This is a genomic window from Spirosoma gilvum, assembly GCF_054776815.1.
This window is the reverse complement of record NZ_BAAHBH010000018.1, coordinates 1-17,050: the sequence shown is the minus strand read 5'-3', so window position 1 is coordinate 17,050 and position 17,050 is coordinate 1. Positions and strand designations below refer to the sequence as shown.

Below are 17,050 nucleotides of genomic sequence, written 5' to 3'. Positions count from 1 at the left end.
ATGTTATTGTCTTCTGTTACACTTGCCACTAACGGGAAATGGCTTAGCGATGTGGCGGGTTTAGAAGCACAAAATTTCAAGTTGGCATATCAGTTCACTTAACTCAAAAGCCATTTTGTACATAGTAGGAATTTACACAAAATAGTCCTTTATATCTTCAATTGTAGCCCAACCATCTTTCTCCCCTCTTACTTTGCCATCAAACCCAAGTCGTTTTAGAATAATTAATTGAAGTCCCTTAACTCCAGGTTGTAGGTAATTAATTGCCTCTTCTCCCTTAATTTTTATTCGTCCCGTATGAGCAACTTGGTCTCGCAAATTCTTCAATGTTTTGAGGTCTAATTTGATTTTATTGGTATTTAATCCGCTGTCTTTTAGAAGTCTCTGAAGTCGCAACATTAATTTTTCTTGATCAAGCGGAGCCGTCAATCGTGTTCCTAATTCTCCATTAATGTCGTTGTAATTATTCTCATCCTTCCAAATGCGATATACGGCCTTTATTTTTTCTTTTAAGTCAACAAGATCTTCGGGTAAGGCCGGCTCCTGAGTCCAATTGTATGCAGAACATTCCCAAGCTTGTACAACCCTCAAAATTCGGTCTTCGATAAAGCCATGTCGAGTTTGATTTAAGTAGTCGGTGATAGTGAAAATATCGTCCTTTTCAATCTTACTTAAATTGGTCCAGATAGGCAAGGTTGTCGATAAGTATTTAGCAATTTCGAAGTCTGGAATTATTTGTTCTCCTTTATTTTCGTTTTTACTCATTTCTCTTTCTTCCAGATTACTGGCCTGTCCATTCCAATATATCTGTCGGTCGAATGTCACTCTTCTCCCAAGCGCAATGGATAGTAGGTTTTTAATATCAATGGCAATTTCTAGTAGTTTGCCTTGTTCTGCGGGGCCGTCTATTATAAGACTGGATGTCTCCGCAGTCAATTTAAGCAATGATTTTAGTTTCCTTAATCTCTCTTCATTCTTAGGGTTTGGAGTCAGCTCGATTTTAAGTTCGTTGTAGGAAAGCTCAATATTGTTCTTTATTGAGTTGTTCATTAATAAGAATTCTCCTTTGTCAATCATCTCTCGCAAATGCCTATTATGCATACTTCTTGAATGTACGAAAGTTCTTTAGCATTTATCAGATTGTTTGTATTACTGCTGACCCCATAGACAAATGGTGGGTCCGGCAACGGTTCCATGAACACCAATCGGATGCTATAGATAGTGCCGTTGATTCCCTCCTTCTTCGACTGGTCCAATGTCGGCAGTTTAGTTATGACATTACCAAACAGATCTTCGTGATTTATATCGTTTTCAGGCAGGTTGTTTTATCTTTCGTTTCCTAGTCTGTTGTTACTTGAGTTCTTTACGTTTTTCTTTGTCAGCGCGGATGAAGTCGTTGATAACTTTTTCTTCTGCTTGAGTCAACGGCTTGGGGGCAACTACAAAATCTACATCAAGAGGTTCTTTTATGAGTCCCATGACTGTGTTAGTTAAAATACTTTTCTGTCAATTTTAACGCTATTTCTGTGGTATAATCATGATGTTTCCACTCTAGTTAGTCTACTTCACATAGCCTAATTTCCTGGGAATGGTATAGATTTCGGTTTGGCGGCCGTCGATGTAACGGAACGTTTGCCCGTCGAAAAAGCCGTCTTCTTCGAGCATGATGCGTACCACTTTTTTCCATTCAGGAATTTCGACAGCGGCATTCAGCTCGATGGAGTAGGCGGTGTTGGCCAGCAAGGGGTAATCACCGGGGCCGGGAACACCTTTCTGCTGGTCCCACAAGCCAATCGTCGGGCCTGCCGCGTGCCCATGAACACCAATCGGATGCGTATAGATAGTGCCGTTAATGCCTTCTTTCTTCGACTGCTCCAGTGCCGCCAGCAGCATCTGGTTGCCGGTTTTTCCCAGCTTAAACTGCTCAGTCAGAATGTCCTGTAGCCGATTGCCCTGTTTGAAAGCGGCCTTAATGGATTCAGGAACGTCAGTTTCGCCGGGGCGCAGTACGTAGGCATGCTGTTGCTGGTCGGTGTTCAGGCGCAGGTAGGTGATGCCAAAGTCAACATGAAGTAAATCGCCGGGCATGATCACCTGCTTGTCGGCCCGTTTCGAGAAGGTGCGGAGGTGGTTAAAATCCTGCGAGTCGGCACGTTGAATGTCGACGGTTGGGTGAAACCAGGTGTCCAGACCCAGATTCGTAATGCGCTGACGAAACCACCAGACTACATCCTCGGTAGTGGTTACGCCCGGCTGAATGACCTGCTCCGAAAAGCCTTCCTGAATAATCTGGTGCGATAGCCGACAAATGAGCGGATAAATCGCCATTTCTTTTTCGGTACGGGTTTCGAGCCAGCCAACAGCCAGTTTTTCCGCCGATACGATTCGCTTCTGATACTCGGCGGGGAGCTTTTTCAGAAATTCGTCGTGTTCTGTAAACGAAAGACCATCAGCATGGGCATAGTTGGGCGACATGTTCAGGCCGATCTTTTTGGGCTTTCGTTCTTCAATCACTTTCGTCAGCGCTTCCCATTGGTTGGGCCGAACGTCAATGTCCCACGCCCCTTTGAGCAGGTTACCTACATCATAACGGGCAATGGCCAGTTTCTCCACCGCATCGGCGGACCGTTCTTTACCATTATCAAAGAAGACCATGATCGTTCGTCGGCGGGCCGATAGCCAGGTGCTGGGTAACATGGTTCGCAACACCGGGTCTTCGTTATATTCGCGGGAGATAATGATCCACATATCGATACCCTCCCGGCGCATCAATTGAGGGAGGAGATTGGCGAAGCGATCGTCCAGAATTTCGTCGATGACCCGCGCCCGCTCGCGTTCGGGCAAAACGCTGGAAGGCGAAGGCTGGGCAATAGCAACCGAGGTAATGAGCGTTAGATTAAGGTAGAGTAAGTTGACGAGGAAGCGTACTGGTTTTGACATAGTATTCAGGTTGATAGCAGTTTACGGGCAAGATACGTAAAGAGTTAAAGTTTTTTAACAATCGGATCAGGCAACCCATTGATTTATATACGCATCTTCAGCATACGATAATAGCTAGTAGACCTTCCAAATTACCTGGCTAAAGTTCCCATTCACTAGTTTAGTATATTCGTTACAGAATGCAGCCTTACTTTATGAAATCAGTCCTACTCAGTTTACTTTTTCTTAGCTATTCACTAATTGCGCTGGCGCAAAGCGGTAGTACGGGCTTGCGGGGAACCGTCAAAAACCAGCAGGGAGAGGTGTTGCCCTTTGCGGCTGTAATCGTGAAAGGAACCGAAACGTCGGCCCGGCCCAGCGGGACCATCACCAATGCCGAAGGCCGGTACGAAATTGCGCTGGCTCCCGGCAAGTATGACATCGTATTTCAGTATCTGGGTTTTCAGACCATTCAAAAATCGACGGAGGTCAGCACGGGGTTCACCACGCTGGATGCAACCCTTGAAGAACAGGCGTTGCGACTGGCGGAAGTGCAGACCAAAGCGGGCAACGAAGACCCTGCCTATACCATTATGCGTCGGGCTATTGCCAAAAGCCGATTTCATCAGCTTCAGGTTCAGCGATTTAAGGCTAGGGTATACACCAAATCGTCGATCACTGTCACGGATTTACCGAACCTGGCCGAGATGGCGTTCAAGAAGCAACTCAAAGAAGCCGAACGCGAGGCCAATTTTAAAGTGGGCGTACCTTTGCTGAACGAAACGGTTTCTGAAGTAATCTTTACCCAGCCCAATACCTACCGACAACGAATTATTGCTAATCGAAATTCGCAGGGTGATTTTTTGAACCCGAGCCGGTTCTTTAACGCCAGTTTTTACGATCCGGTTATTGCAGAGACCGTATCGCCCTTATCGCCCAAGGCGTTTGCCTATTACAAGTTCGAGTATAAAGGAACATTTCGAGAGACCGGACCGGGTGGTACGCCGGTTGAAGTAAGCAAAATTCAAGTCATTCCGCGTCAGTATGGCGAGGGCGTATTTCGGGGTACTATTTATATTCTTGAAAACACCTGGGCCATTCATAGTCTACAGTTGGAAACGGTCAATAACATAGGCATCTCGTTTACGATTCGGCACATATGCAGTCCCGTACAGGGCGTTTGGATGCCTGTCAATCAGCGGTATAGTGGTAAAGGTTCGTATCTAGGCGTCAAGGCTGAAGGGTATTACATCAGGAATCTTACATTCAGCGAGTTCGTGGTCAATCCGGCCTTTGTGGAGGATATTGAAGTGGCCGACGAAAAGAAAGCACCACCTGCCCAAACACTATCAAAAGGAGAAATTAAAGGCGCTCAGTTAGATGATCTGGTAAAAAAGCAGAAGGAGTTTTCGACTAAAAACCTTCGGCAAATGGTGAAAGAGTACGAAAAACAGGAAAAGGAGGCCCGAAAAAAACGTAAAGAAGATGTAGCCGTTGTCCGAAACGATTCGATGGTTGTGGATTCGCTGGCACGTAAACGGTCGAATACGTTCTGGGACTCGCTGCGATCGGTTCCGCTCACAACGGCTGAAATCAAAAGTTACAATAAAGCCGATAGTCTGGGCCTGATTCGTCAGATCAAAACCAAAGTTGAGCTAAAAGCCGACAGTGTCCGGCAGGACAGCATTAACAAGAAAAAGTCGCCCAAAAAGTTTGGCGTCGATCACATTTTGTTCGGGCATACCTGGCGTTTGGCTAAACGAACCTCGCTGGCTTATACCAGCCCCATTGAACGGATTGAATACAATACCGTAGAAGGCTATACCATTGAAGGAGCGCTGAACCTGCGGTATAGCCCTAAAGTTGACTCCGTGAATCGGTTTGTGAAGATTCCGCTTGGGGAGTGGACACTGGGCGGGACAGGTCGTTACCAGTTTGGTCGGAAACAATTCGTTGGGTACGGCCAATTGGGCTACCAGTATAAGAATACAAAAATAGGGGTTTCGGGAGGTCGGTACCTGTATCAGTTCAATCCTGATAATCCGATCAGCCCCTTTCTGAATTCGCTGACGACGCTGCTGTTCGAGCAGAATTTCATCAAGCTTTACCAGAAAGATTACCTGAATCTGACCGTCAATGCCTCGCCGTTTCACGACCGGCTGAAGCTAACGGGAAGTCTGGAATACGCCCGACGAACTGAATTGGCTAATTACCGGGAAGACCTCAAACCATGGATCGATTGGCGTACGCGTGCTTATACATCGAACCGCCCCGACAATGCCGAAGTTGCCAGCACGACGTTTCCGACGCATAATGCACTAGTCTTAAATTTAGCTGCTTCGGCCCGTTTAGGGTCAACGGAGTACATCATCCGCAATGGACGACGTATTGCCCGACGCGACAACGATGCGCCCTTACTCACCCTGAATTACCGGAAAGGCATGGCCGATGCTGACTATGATTTTCTACAGGCTACCATCAGCCATTCGTTCGAAACGGGCATCCGCAGCCGACTGAATTATCAGTTGAGCGCTGGTAGTTTTCTGAATGATCGGCAGGTGTATTTTCCAGATTTCAAGCACTTTGCCGGTAACGAATTTTTCTTCCAGCAGGGCGATGTGGTCTCAACCTATCGATTGCTGCCCTATTATCAATACAGCACTGGCAAGCGCTTTGCCGAAGCGCATGTGCTGGCTGAATTTAGAAAGTTCTTTATCACGCAGTTAACGCTGGTCAGGCTCATCGGTTTGAAAGAAAACCTGTTCGTACATTACCTCTACACGCCCGCATCGAAGAATTACACCGAAGTAGGGTATGGCCTGGATGGACTGATTCCGCAGGTGTTCCCGTTTTTCCGGGTAGAGGTCATCTCGCAATGGCAGGATGCTAAATACCAGGGCCTTGGTTTCCGAATCGGCACGACGCTGAAGTTCGGGCGGTAATCCGAACCAGGATTTTTATGATTCTAGTGACTGACTATGATTAGCCCTTTATGAGACTGTTTAAACTTATGTTGTTCGACCAATAAGTGTGTGAATTTGTCATTCCGACCGTAGGGAGGAATCTCAAGTTTACCTTATAGGGATGTTGAGATCCCTCCCTACGGTCGGAATGACAAATTCACACCTAATTTTTCTGTAAAAGGAAAAGTTTAAACAGGTTCTATATTAGAACTGAATTTAAAAATCATAGTTTATCAGTAAAATCAGCTAAATCCCGGTTTACAATGCAGACTATCAAAGAATTACTCAATACATTTCCCCGTTCGGGCCGGGTAGAATGGATTGGCCTTCGACCCGAACGGGATGCGTTTATGAATGTGGTTGATTCAGTGGAAGTTTTAGAGAAGAAAGGCCTGATAGGCGATCATTATAGCGGTCGCAGTGGCAACCGGCATGTGACGCTTATTCAAGCCGAGTACTTACCCGTTGTGGCGTCGCTGACGGGACATGATCAGGTCGATCCGGCTCTTCTGCGTCGGAACTTGGTTGTTTCGGGCCTGAATCTGACGGCCCTTAAAGACCATCAGATTCAGATTGGCGATGTTATTTTGGAGATTACTGGTCAGTGCCATCCCTGCTCAAAAATGGAAACGGCTCTGGGCCCTGGCGGATACAATGCCATGCGCGGTCATGGTGGATTAACCGCGCGAGTTATTCTAGGTGGAACAATCCAGGTGGGAGATGCCGTAACAGTTTTGATTACGGACGAGGTTTCGGTGTCGACTGATTAGGGTCAGGGGCCAGCCGACTCGGACGATTTACTCCCTGACGATAGCGATTTCGGAGCTGCTGAATTGTGTTGATCAGGTCGTAGTCTTCGGCTTTGAGGAGAAAATCTTCGTCGAGGTCGCAGAAGTCGTAGAAACGGTCAATTTCGTCGGCTTTTAGGTTGGTCGATTGTTCAACCAGTAGCCGGAACCGCTCAACAGCCAGTTCATGTCGACGGTCCTGCTGCATAATGTAGTACGCCTTCCGGTCCGATTTTGGGCGTTTACCGAATACTTCATAGAGCAGCGTAACCCCAGCGCCATCGGCAATCCGGTCAAATGCCTGTTCACCACTAACTTTTTTGGTAGCCTCTGGCTCTTCCAATAATTCTTTGATTTCGCGCTTTACCTCTTCATAGCGCTTCCCGGTTACGGTTACCTCATCCAGATCCACCACACGATAGGGCATAGGAGGGAGGGCTTTGGCAATCAGCGTTGGGTTGTCGGAACCATCATATCGAATTCCGATTCGATTATAAAGCTGGCTGGTCAGAATCAATGAATCGCCGGGTTGTGCTGTCAGAAAGAATCGCCCGGAAGCGTTGGTACGAGCCCGTTGACGAGTGCGTTGATTGACCACAAATACCTTATCGACCGCCTTTCTGGTTGTTTGATCAACGACCGTTCCAATAACGTATTTCCCCTGCGCCCGTACGGTATTTGATTTACTGATCAGCAAAACCAGACAAAGACAAAAAAGGAATTGTTTAAGCATCGTGAACCGATTAATACGTGTTTGGTTTTGACTGTACTGATCAAACTTGGTTTAATGGTCTGCCCCTGTAGTCATGAGCCATCCTACCCGACTGACAAACCGTTTTCAAAGGCGGGATTTCACAAAAATACAGATTGATTCTGTTCAATGCTGTTAAAAAACATTAAGTTGGATTACTAAATATCGTCTAAAGCCCATTACTAGTGACAGGTTAGTAAGTCATTTTATGGTATTCCATAATGGTTCATTTTCCCAATCAGGTTTTAATCCCAGCGCTTTAGGGTCAACGTTTGGATACTCTGATAATAGGCTTATCAATCTCTCTTTGAATTTATTTTCGGGATCGATTATGTTTAAAAGATACTTCATACAGCATAAATGTACGTATAGCATATGGAATTCATTTTCTTTTGGCACATCGTTAACCCATTGATAAGGTGGATTAGGTAATAGTTTAGGTTTGCCTGGTAAGTTTCTATTCCATAGTCTGCTGTGATGCGCACAGAAGTTCCTGATTTGAGCAATCGATTGAAGCCAGCTAGGTAAATAGGTATGATTAACTGTGCCTAATTCCTTGGCGATTGTATCTTTAGCTTTGATGTTATTCTTCAGGTTACCATATAGCCTTGATAAACTGCCAAAGCTTGTTAGTTCAAGAGTTTTCCAGGCTGGAGGGTACCGTAAGTCGTCTTTATGCCTTTTCTTGTGTTCTTTAATGAATATATCCTTTGAACGTTCTATTTCTTCGTCAAGAATAAATAAAAACTTAACAAGCTCGCGGGTATCCTGGAATAAACTTGTATTTTGAAACCACCAAGGATCTTCATCATTCGACAGATGATATATCAATTTTGTCCTTAAGCTAATTTCTATCTTCTCTATTATATCAAAGAGGAGTACTCGTAGTTTTCTATCGAAGTTATATAATGCAATTACGTCAGAGAAGCGGCTATTTGGCTTAAACTTATGAGTTACTTTATCTTCCTGCATTGGCCATCAGTAGCCAGCCAGCCTGTAGTAACTTATTTGGCTAAGTAAATGAGGGGCGTTATCCTGTTCTGTTATTTTTAAACCACGCTCTACTAATTGATTAATCTGCTGATCTATTGTGAGAGCGCCTTTATTATACATAAATATACTTCATAAAATAAGCCTCGCAATGTACAATAGTATGATTACGAGGCATCTATAAAAGCAAAAGACACGCCCTGGGACGCTGTTCTTATGGGTAGCGTGGCGTGTACTGTCGATGCAAATATAAAAAAAGCTAATTTCTTTTCAAAGCCTTATACAAAATGTGGAATGGAATAGATTCCAGCCATGAGATAAGCTTTTTCAACCTAACTGCCCTAGTACAATGGTTGAAGGCAATGCTGTTAAAAAACATTAACTAGCCGCTGAATACGGTCAAGCGTCAGTTCGGTGAAGTCATATGCCGTATCGTCAACGAATGGACGTAACTCGTCGGGTGTTTGCGTTGTTGCCATACCGACCACCGCAGCACCTGACGCCTTAGCCGCCTGAATGCCGGTCATCGAATCCTCAAAAATGACACTCTCGGCCGGTTCCACACCAAGCATAGCCATCGCTTTCTGGTAAATTTCCGGATCGGGTTTGGGGTGACTGACCATGCTCTCATTGAGTAGCGCATCGAAGTACGACCGAATGTTCAGCGTATCGACGACAAAATTAAGATTTTCAACGGGGGCCGATGTGGCTACTGCCATCCGAATACCGGCTGATTTAAGTGATTCCAGGAAAGATACTAGACCCGGAACCGGTGTAATGACTGACTTATAGAGCTCCCGAAATAGTGCTTCTTTCTCATTGCTCAGCCGGATGACTTCCTCTATAGTGAGCGGTTGATTGGCGAATAAATGGGCGACAATGTCTTTGTTGTGCTTGCCAGAAACGTATTGAACGAAATCGGCATCGCTCAGGGTTTTACCGTTTCGTTCGTAGTACTCGCGCCAGGCTATGTGATGGTGTGGGTTGGTATCGACCAGCACGCCATCCATGTCAAAAATTACGGCTTTCATATGTATAGTCAAGTGTAGCCAAATGTGGTCAGATGTAGTCTAAAATAGTCAGGCATAGGAACAACATTTGACTATTCTTGACTACATCTGACCACACCTGACAAGTATATGCCTTTATTTCATTTTCACAATGGTCACGCCCGCACCACCTCGGTCGGCGTGTTCGTCTTCCATTCGGGCAACCTGCTTATAGCCCCGCAGGTGATTCCGAACGAGTGTTCGCAGAATACCGTCGCCTTTGCCATGAACGATCCGCAATTCGGGATAGCCCAGCATGAGCGCATCGTCGACAAAACGATCAACTTCCCCTAACGCTTCTTCGCCACGTTTACCCCGAATGTCGAGGTTAAAGCTGAAATTCTGCATCTTCTCATTCATGTCAACGCCCTGGCTACGTGGCCGGTCGTCGCGAACTTCGGTAGCGTCTTTAAACGTTTTTCGGCTGACTTTTTCAAGCCGATTGAGCTTCACGGTCGATTTCAGGTCGCCAATTCGGATTTCGGCATCTTTACCCCGAAGCGAGATCACTTCGCCAACCGCATTTTGCCCCACAATTCGGACATAACTGCCCACGACGATGGCACCGTTGTCTATCTCGAATTCTTCTTCAAGCGGTTTAGATGTCTCCGCAATTATGGGTTCAGGTTTGAGTTCTTTTTGCTCAAAGTGCTCTAATTCCTGTCGAACCTGTTTCGTTGCTGTTCGTTCAGCCTTGTTCTCTTTGATTTCCCGAATGGTGTTTTCAATCCGCTGGTTGGCTTCCTGCACCAGCGTTTTTGCTTTTAGCTTAGCGTCATTAACGATCTTCTTCTGTTCGTTGTCGAGCCGGGTTTTTAGAGCTGTATATTCGGCAAGTTGCTGAGCCAGTTTACGCTGATTGATGCTGATTTCCAGATTTTTTTCCGAGAAAACCCGCTTTTCGATATCCAGCTCTTTCAGCAGTTTCTCAAAGTTTACCTGTTGCGTACCCAACTTTTCTTTCGCTCGATCAATTACGCCTTTGGGCAAGCCGATTTTCTGCGCGATCTCAAACGCAAAGGATGAACCCGGCCGACCGATTTCCAGCTGATACATTGGTTCGAGGTGTTCGCCATCAAAGCGCATGGCGCCATTAACCAGTCCCGGCGTTTTATCGGCCAGGACTTTTAGATTGGTATAGTGCGTATTGATAACACCATACGCGCCTGACTTGGCCAGGTCTTCCAGAATAGACTCTGCAATGGCTCCTCCCAGACCAGGTTCTGTACCGGTACCAAATTCATCGATCAGAAATAGCGTCCGTTTATTGGCTCCAATCAGAAATTGCTTCATGGAGGTTAGGTGCGACGAATACGTACTAAGGTCGTTTTCCAGCGATTGTTCGTCGCCAATATCAATAAACAGATTCTGAAAAACACCCATTTCAGAATAATCATCTATCGGAACAAGCAATCCACACTGGAGCATGTATTGCAATAGGCCAATCGTTTTCAAAGCTACCGATTTCCCACCGGCATTTGGACCCGAAATAATGAGAATCCGGGCCTTTTCGTCCAGTCGAACCTTCAGTGGAACCACCGGTTTGCCCTGCTTCATAAACGACAGGTAGAGTAACGGATGCCGGGCATTCGTCCAGTTAACAAAAGGACGCTCCAGCAATTTGGGCATGGAAGCATCCAGTTGAATCGCTAATTTGGCCTTTGCCCGAATGAAATCGATTTGTGCCAGAAAGTTAACTGCTTTCCGTAAGTCGTCCAGGTGCGGGCGAATCTGATCGGTGAGGGCCAATAAAATCCGGTAAATCTCTCGACGTTCTTCGTACTCAAGTTCGCGGATTTCGTTGTTGGCGTCGAAGACTTCGGCAGGCTCCAGAAATACGGTTTGTCCTGTTTGGGACTCGTCGTGTACAAAGCCTTTGATCTTACGCTTGTGTTCGGCAGCAATTGGAATGACCAGACGCCCACCCCGTACAGTTAAAGAAAGATCGTCTGGTATCCAGCCAGCCTGCCTGGCCTGCCGCAGAATACTGTCCAGACGTTTGCGAAGATTTGCCTGTTCACCAATAATCCGCCGACGGATGCTGGCCAGTTCTGGTGAAGCCGAATCCCGAACATTTCCCCGGTCGTCGATAACCCGTTCAAGCGAATCGGTTAGTCTCTTGTCAAGACTAACAGGGCCAGCTAATTCACGCAAAAATGGGAAACTGCCGTTTTCATTCCGGCTGGAATCACTCTGCCGGGCATCTCCATGCCGGGATAAGAAGCGTAAGCACTCCTGCACAGTCCGAAGAGCCAATTTTAAATCGAAAAATTCGGCTTCGGTCAGGGCTAATCCTTCTACTCGGGCGCGGCCCAAATGCGCCCGGACATCGATATAGTTGCTATTGGGGAAATCAGGTTCGTACTGAACAATATGTTTGAATTCAGTCGTCTGGCGGAGCAGTTTATCAATCAGTTGGACATTATCCGTGAAGCGAATCTTTTCAACATAGTCCTGGCCTAATGGGCTCACACAGGCTTCCTTGAGTCGTTCACGGATCGTATCAAAACCTAGTTTAACCTCTAAGGTATTCGGGTAAAGCATTTAATCAGTTTGTTCAGCAATAAGAATGCTGTAAGCTACAGGTTATTAGTATATATCCATAGAGATAACAGAAGAGAGTATAAGTGGGTTCAAGAAGGATGATGAATGATGAATGATGAACAATTTTTTGTAGAATCATTCATCATTCATCATTATTTACGGCTTCCATTGCGGCTGTTACTATGGCCTGAATGGCCGTGGCCTCCCCGTTCATCAGCAAGTTCAGCTTTGTTCATGTCCTGATTCGTGTGCTTGTTTTCAGGACCCTGCTTGCTCTTGTTTTCATTCGACATCTCTTGTTCCATGTTTGGGCGTTGACCGCTTGTGTCATGTGCCTGCTGGTTACGCGTCCGTTCCCGATTGGGCTGCTTATCATTGGAGCCTGGTTGGTCTGTGGTTTTATGATTAGCCATAACGTTAGTTTGTTTTGTTGTCTAAAAACAACTTTTACTACAGCATAATGTTTACATACAAAAAGGCCACTCGAAATCGAGTGGCCTTTTTGCTTCATTGTATTTTTAGGCTTAGTAGCCAGGATTTTGTGTCAGCACATCCTTACCCTGATAGTCGATCTGGGTCTGTGGAATAGGCTGATACTCATCTCTGCCCGCCGTGAACTTAGCCCCCGAGTAAGCCGTTGGCAACAGCTTGCCTTCGTAAGCCAGGAACGCAGGCAGTACTGTACCCGCCGTGCCCCAGCGAACCAGATCATAGAACCGGTGGCCTTCGCCTGATAACTCCAGCTTCCGCTCGAACTGTACCGCTGCCCGAGCCGTCGCCTTGTCGGCAAACGAGGTGTAGTTACTGATTACGTAGTTAGCCGCTGGTTTGCCACCCTGGGTAACAAAACCCGCTGGGTTAGCCGCCCGCGTGCGAACCAGGTTGACGTAATTCAACGCAGTAGCTAAACTACCTACTTCGACTTCACACTCAGCCGCCATCAGCAGCACATCAGCAAAGCGGATGATGTTGTAGTTGATGGCCGAGTAACCATCCGTCCACGAGCTACCATCGGTCAGCACTTTATCCTGCGACTTGTAGAAGACGAACTTCTTGGGTGAGTAAGGGCCCGCAAAGCTCTGGTCACGAATCCAGTCCAGACCGGGGTGAGGCTGCCAGTCCAGGTATTGGATGCCCCGACGACCAAGCGACCAATCCAGACGAGGATCCACCGGACCTGCATCGGGGGTGAAGGCGGCACTCGAGGCAATACCCTGATCGGTTTTGAGCTGGTTAGCACCCGTGTTATACGAACCATCCAGCAGGGGCAGGCCTTTGGCATCCACCCGGAAAGAGTTGGCTAACTCGAAGCTAGGCGCAAAGAAACCGCAGCAACCGGCTGGACCGTTGGAACCCGTGTTGTAAGGGAAGTTCAGGACCAGATCGGGGTTGGCGTTGTCCGAGCTACCAGCATTAGCAGCCGCCTGGATGGCGAATACTGACTCCGAGCCGTTGTCCTTGGCCGCATTGAAGTTGTCCGAGTAGCTGTCCAGCAATTTGTATTTCAAGCCATTGCTGGTGACGCCACTGGCGATAACCTGATCAAACAGGGCCTTGGCTTCGGCATACTTCTTCTCGTAGAGGTACGTCTTGGCCAAATACGACATAGCCGCCCACTTGTTGGCCCGGCCCACCGACGACTGAGTAGCAGGCAGGTTGTCCTGAGCAAACTTGAAATCGGCTTCGATCTTGGGCCAGATGTCTGCGTTGTTAGCTACTTTCTCGATGCCGGTGCCATAGTCGACGGTCTCATCGATGAAGGGCACCATGTTGAAGTTGCGCTTGAGCTCGAAATAATAGTGCCCACGAAGGAAGCGGGCTTCCGCCTGAAGGCCTGTTTTTTGAGCCGCCGTTACATCGGAACCGGCTGTGGCCAGTGAGCGGAGCACGGAGTTACAACGAGCTACGCCTTCGTACATGGCATTCCACTTGGCGTTGACCTCGCCACTGGAGGGCAGCAGCTGGTAGGTCTCGTAGGGAGTCAGGGCGTTAAAGTCGCCCGAGTTGGAGCCTTTGTTGGCTTCACCCCCCGATACGCTACCTCGTACCCAGTTGAAGGAAGAGGCCGATTGGGAGAAGCCCCGGGCGTTGAGCTGGGCGTAGGCGCCCATCAGCAGTCCATCCAGACCCGCTTTGGTAGTAAGCTGGGCACCGGAAAGCTGTCCGGTAGCGGGCACTTCCAGGAATTTGTCAGTACAGGCGAAGGAGACGGCCATCAGCAGAGTGGCGGTCAGCGTGCCTTTGGTAATCAGTGTTTTCATTGTGCTTTTGAGCCTTAAAAAGATATCAAGGTGAGTCTTTAGAAGGTTAGCCAAATTATAGAATAAGTAATAGAATTTGACTAACCTTCTTCCATAGCCTATTAGAAACCGAAGCTTAAGCCTACGTTATAGCCACGTTGTACCGGGTAGTTACCTACGTCGATACCGAAGTTAGTATCAGCCGAGCCACCTACACCTGGGTCCATACCAGTGTACTTGGTGATGGTGAACAGGTTCGTAGCGGACAACGATATACGCAGCCGGTTCATGTTGATCTTGTTGAGGATCGTCGATGGGAGTGTATACCCCAGGGTCAGGTACTGCATCCGAGCATACGAGCCGTTCTCTACGTAGTAGGAGTTAGGCTGGGTGTTGGTGCTGAAGTTGGACGCACTCTCGAAAATGGGCACCGTCGTGTTGGTATGACTTGGTAACCACGAATCTTTCACCCGAGCGCCCATGGCAGCCCCCGTAAACGAAGGATAGAAGTCGGTAAACCAGCGCTGGTTGTTGAAGATACTGTTGCCCAGGGAGGTGTACAGGTTGGTGTTCAGATCGAAGCCTTTGTACTTCAAGGTCAGGGTGATACTACCCGTCATCTTCGGAATGGGGCTGCCCAGATACTGCCGGTCGTTGGCATCGATTTTACCGTTACCATCCGTATCAGCATAGCGGAAACGGCCAGGACCCGCGCCTTCCTGCGTTGGGGCAGCGGCTACTTCTTCCTTGCTATTGAACAGGCCAATCACTTTGTAGCCGTAGAACGAGGACAGGTCATGACCGGGCTCGTTACGAACCACGTTACCGCTCAGACGGGTACCCCCACCGTAGAAGTAAGGAACCAGCGGGTCAATGGCCGTGATCTTGTTGTTGAGCAAACCGGCAATGGCTGTTACTTCATAGCTCAGATCGCTGCTGATGTTACCCCGGTTGGTCACTAAGATGTCGATCCCTTCGTTACGCATGCTGGCCAGGTTCTTAAAGGGAGCCCCCGACCGCACACCGACTACGCCGGGTAGGGCCAGTTGATAGAGCAGGTCTTTAGTATCCCGGCGCCAGAAATCAAGCACCACTTCGAGTTTGTTGTTGAAGAAGGCTCCGTCGATACCGATGTTGCTGGTCACGTTCGATTCCCACTTGGCAGCGGGGTTCCCGATCTGGCTACGATAGAAACCAGCCGCAATCGAGTTGTTGGTTCCATTGATGTCGTAACCCTGACCCGCACCCCCTGCGTAGAGGCTATACTGGTTGGTTGCGCTCAGGAAGTTGGAGTTACCCATGATACCGTAACCACCGCGAACTTTCAGATCCGATACCCAGGGCAGGTTCTTCATGAACTCTTCCGAGGACAGACGCCAGGCAGCCGACACGGCGGGGAATACCCCGTAGCGGTCAGCGGCCGCAAACTGCGAGGAACCATCCCGACGCACGACGCCCGTAATGATGTACTTGTCATTGAAGGTGTACCGAGCCTGAGCAAACAGCGAGTAGAACTTGTTACCTAAGCTGTAACCACTGCCTACTCCACGGGTTGCTCCTGGGGTGGTGGTGCTGATGGTCACGTAGTTGGGATCGGTCGAGAAGGGGTTCTGACCCGAGCCGTTGATATTCCGTCCGGCGCCTGTATTCAAGGCTTCGATACCAGCCAGTACGTCGATGTCATGAATGCCAAACTTCTGCTTGAAGTGAGCCGTGTTGGTAAACGTCCAGGCCAGACCGTAGCCAGCGCCTTCACTATAGGTGTAGGTCGTGTTGTTTTCCGAGTTTTCGTACTGTACCCGACCGTAGCTATTGAAGTAGTTGGTGAAGTAAGTACCACCAAGGCTGCTGCGCAGGGTCAGCGATGGAATCACATCATACTCCAGGTAGGCATTACCGGTACCGAAAATCTGGAAGGCGGCATCATTAGCCCGTGCCTGACGATCGGCAACTGGGTTACGTGGGTTGTTGAAGCCCGGCGCAGCGGTACCCGCATAGCCTCCGAAGGAGTTATACACCGGAATAATCGGTGGCATCCGATAAGCCGACAACACTTCGTTTTCGTCCGACGACGAGGACGAGTTGTTGTTGGTCGAGTTACCCAGAATGCTACCAACACCACCTAAGAGACCTTTCGTTTTCACATAGGCCAATTGGAAGTTTTCGCCAAAGCGGAGCTTCTTGGTAACGTCAAATTCGGTATTGGCCCGCAGGGTATAACGGGAGTAGTCATTATAGGTAATGATACCAGCTTGTTGCTGCATACCCAGAGCCACATAGAACCGGCTCGATTCGGTACCACCCGAGAAACCGATGTTATGGCGCATCAGGGGAGCAACCCGGGTGATCTCCTTGTACCAGTTGGTGCCTGCCTTGTTCGACGGAATGACGTTATAAATAGCGCCGTTAGCCGAGTTGACGTTGTACTTGGCGGCTTCCGCGGTCAGATCCACCTGTGAAGCCGACAGACCCGAACGGCTACCCACCAGCAGGTAATCAGGTAATACGGGTGTAGCCCCTTCGCCATACTGACCACCGGCTAAGCCTTTGAAATCGTTGGAAGGGTAGGTGCCCTGGTAGATGTCATTCTTACGGGCCTGCCAGGTCCAGTCGGCCTGCTCCTGGGGGTTCAGGATCGGTAAGCTCTTACCGGGATCGGTAGCGCCGTACAGACCATCATAGCTCACGCTCAGCTTCTGAGCCCGACGTTGACCTTTCTTGGTGGTGATGACAATCACACCCGAAGCGGCCCGTGCTCCATAGATCGAAGCCGAAGCGGCATCTTTCAGGACGGTAGTGGTTTCAA

The 17,050-nt window shown here is 48.2% G+C and carries 12 protein-coding genes; 2 read left to right on the top strand and 10 right to left on the bottom strand.

The window, feature by feature from the left end:
• Positions 1-132: 132 nt before the first annotated feature.
• From ACYVFD_RS32580 to ACYVFD_RS32570, 3 genes are all read right to left on the bottom strand, one after another.
• Positions 133-1,077: a hypothetical protein gene (locus ACYVFD_RS32580; RefSeq protein WP_461094712.1), complete on the bottom strand. Its 945-nt coding sequence runs from the start codon at positions 1,075-1,077 to the stop codon at positions 133-135.
• A 273-nt stretch (positions 1,078-1,350) separates the two neighbouring features.
• A complete protein-coding gene (locus tag ACYVFD_RS32575; RefSeq protein ID WP_461094711.1) occupies positions 1,351-1,479 on the bottom strand; it encodes a hypothetical protein in 129 nt (42 codons plus the stop codon).
• A gap of 81 nt (positions 1,480-1,560) precedes the next feature.
• Complete coding sequence (locus ACYVFD_RS32570; RefSeq protein ID WP_461094710.1) at positions 1,561-2,940, bottom strand: M24 family metallopeptidase; 1,380 nt, start codon at positions 2,938-2,940, stop codon at positions 1,561-1,563.
• Positions 2,941-3,134: 194 nt separating this feature from the next.
• On the opposite strand from ACYVFD_RS32570, the gene ACYVFD_RS32565 reads away from it, so the two are divergent.
• Both ACYVFD_RS32565 and ACYVFD_RS32560 read left to right on the top strand, forming a co-directional pair.
• Positions 3,135-5,861 (top strand): DUF5686 and carboxypeptidase regulatory-like domain-containing protein, encoded by a 2,727-nt coding sequence (locus tag ACYVFD_RS32565; protein ID WP_461094709.1) that lies wholly within the window; start codon positions 3,135-3,137, stop codon positions 5,859-5,861.
• 284 nt (positions 5,862-6,145) lie between these two features.
• The gene (locus ACYVFD_RS32560) at positions 6,146-6,652 is read left to right on the top strand and encodes an MOSC domain-containing protein (RefSeq protein WP_461094708.1); all 507 of its coding nucleotides are present in this window, start codon (positions 6,146-6,148) and stop codon (positions 6,650-6,652) included.
• On the opposite strand, the gene ACYVFD_RS32555 is transcribed toward ACYVFD_RS32560, so the two are convergent.
• The 7 genes from ACYVFD_RS32555 to ACYVFD_RS32525 form a co-directional block, all read right to left on the bottom strand.
• Positions 6,621-7,403 (bottom strand): hypothetical protein, encoded by a 783-nt coding sequence (locus ACYVFD_RS32555; protein ID WP_461094707.1) that lies wholly within the window; start codon positions 7,401-7,403, stop codon positions 6,621-6,623. The two genes, ACYVFD_RS32560 and ACYVFD_RS32555, sit on opposite strands and share 32 nt — an antisense overlap.
• Positions 7,404-7,622: 219 nt before the next feature.
• A complete protein-coding gene (locus tag ACYVFD_RS32550) occupies positions 7,623-8,393 on the bottom strand; it encodes an Abi family protein (RefSeq protein WP_461094706.1) in 771 nt (256 codons plus the stop codon).
• Between the two features lie 386 nt (positions 8,394-8,779).
• On the bottom strand, positions 8,780-9,442 hold the full coding sequence (locus ACYVFD_RS32545) for an HAD family hydrolase (protein ID WP_461094705.1): 663 nt from the start codon (positions 9,440-9,442) through the stop codon (positions 8,780-8,782).
• 114 nt (positions 9,443-9,556) lie between these two features.
• Positions 9,557-12,004, bottom strand: coding sequence for an endonuclease MutS2 (locus tag ACYVFD_RS32540; protein WP_461094704.1), 2,448 nt, complete (start codon positions 12,002-12,004; stop codon positions 9,557-9,559).
• 152 nt (positions 12,005-12,156) lie between these two features.
• A complete protein-coding gene (locus ACYVFD_RS32535; protein ID WP_461094703.1) occupies positions 12,157-12,417 on the bottom strand; it encodes a hypothetical protein in 261 nt (86 codons plus the stop codon).
• A 111-nt stretch (positions 12,418-12,528) separates the two neighbouring features.
• On the bottom strand, positions 12,529-14,265 hold the full coding sequence (locus ACYVFD_RS32530) for a RagB/SusD family nutrient uptake outer membrane protein (RefSeq protein WP_461094702.1): 1,737 nt from the start codon (positions 14,263-14,265) through the stop codon (positions 12,529-12,531).
• Positions 14,266-14,366: 101 nt separating this feature from the next.
• Positions 14,367-17,050, bottom strand: a 2,684-nt coding sequence (locus ACYVFD_RS32525; protein WP_461094701.1) for a SusC/RagA family TonB-linked outer membrane protein, incomplete at its 5' end; no start/stop codon positions are given.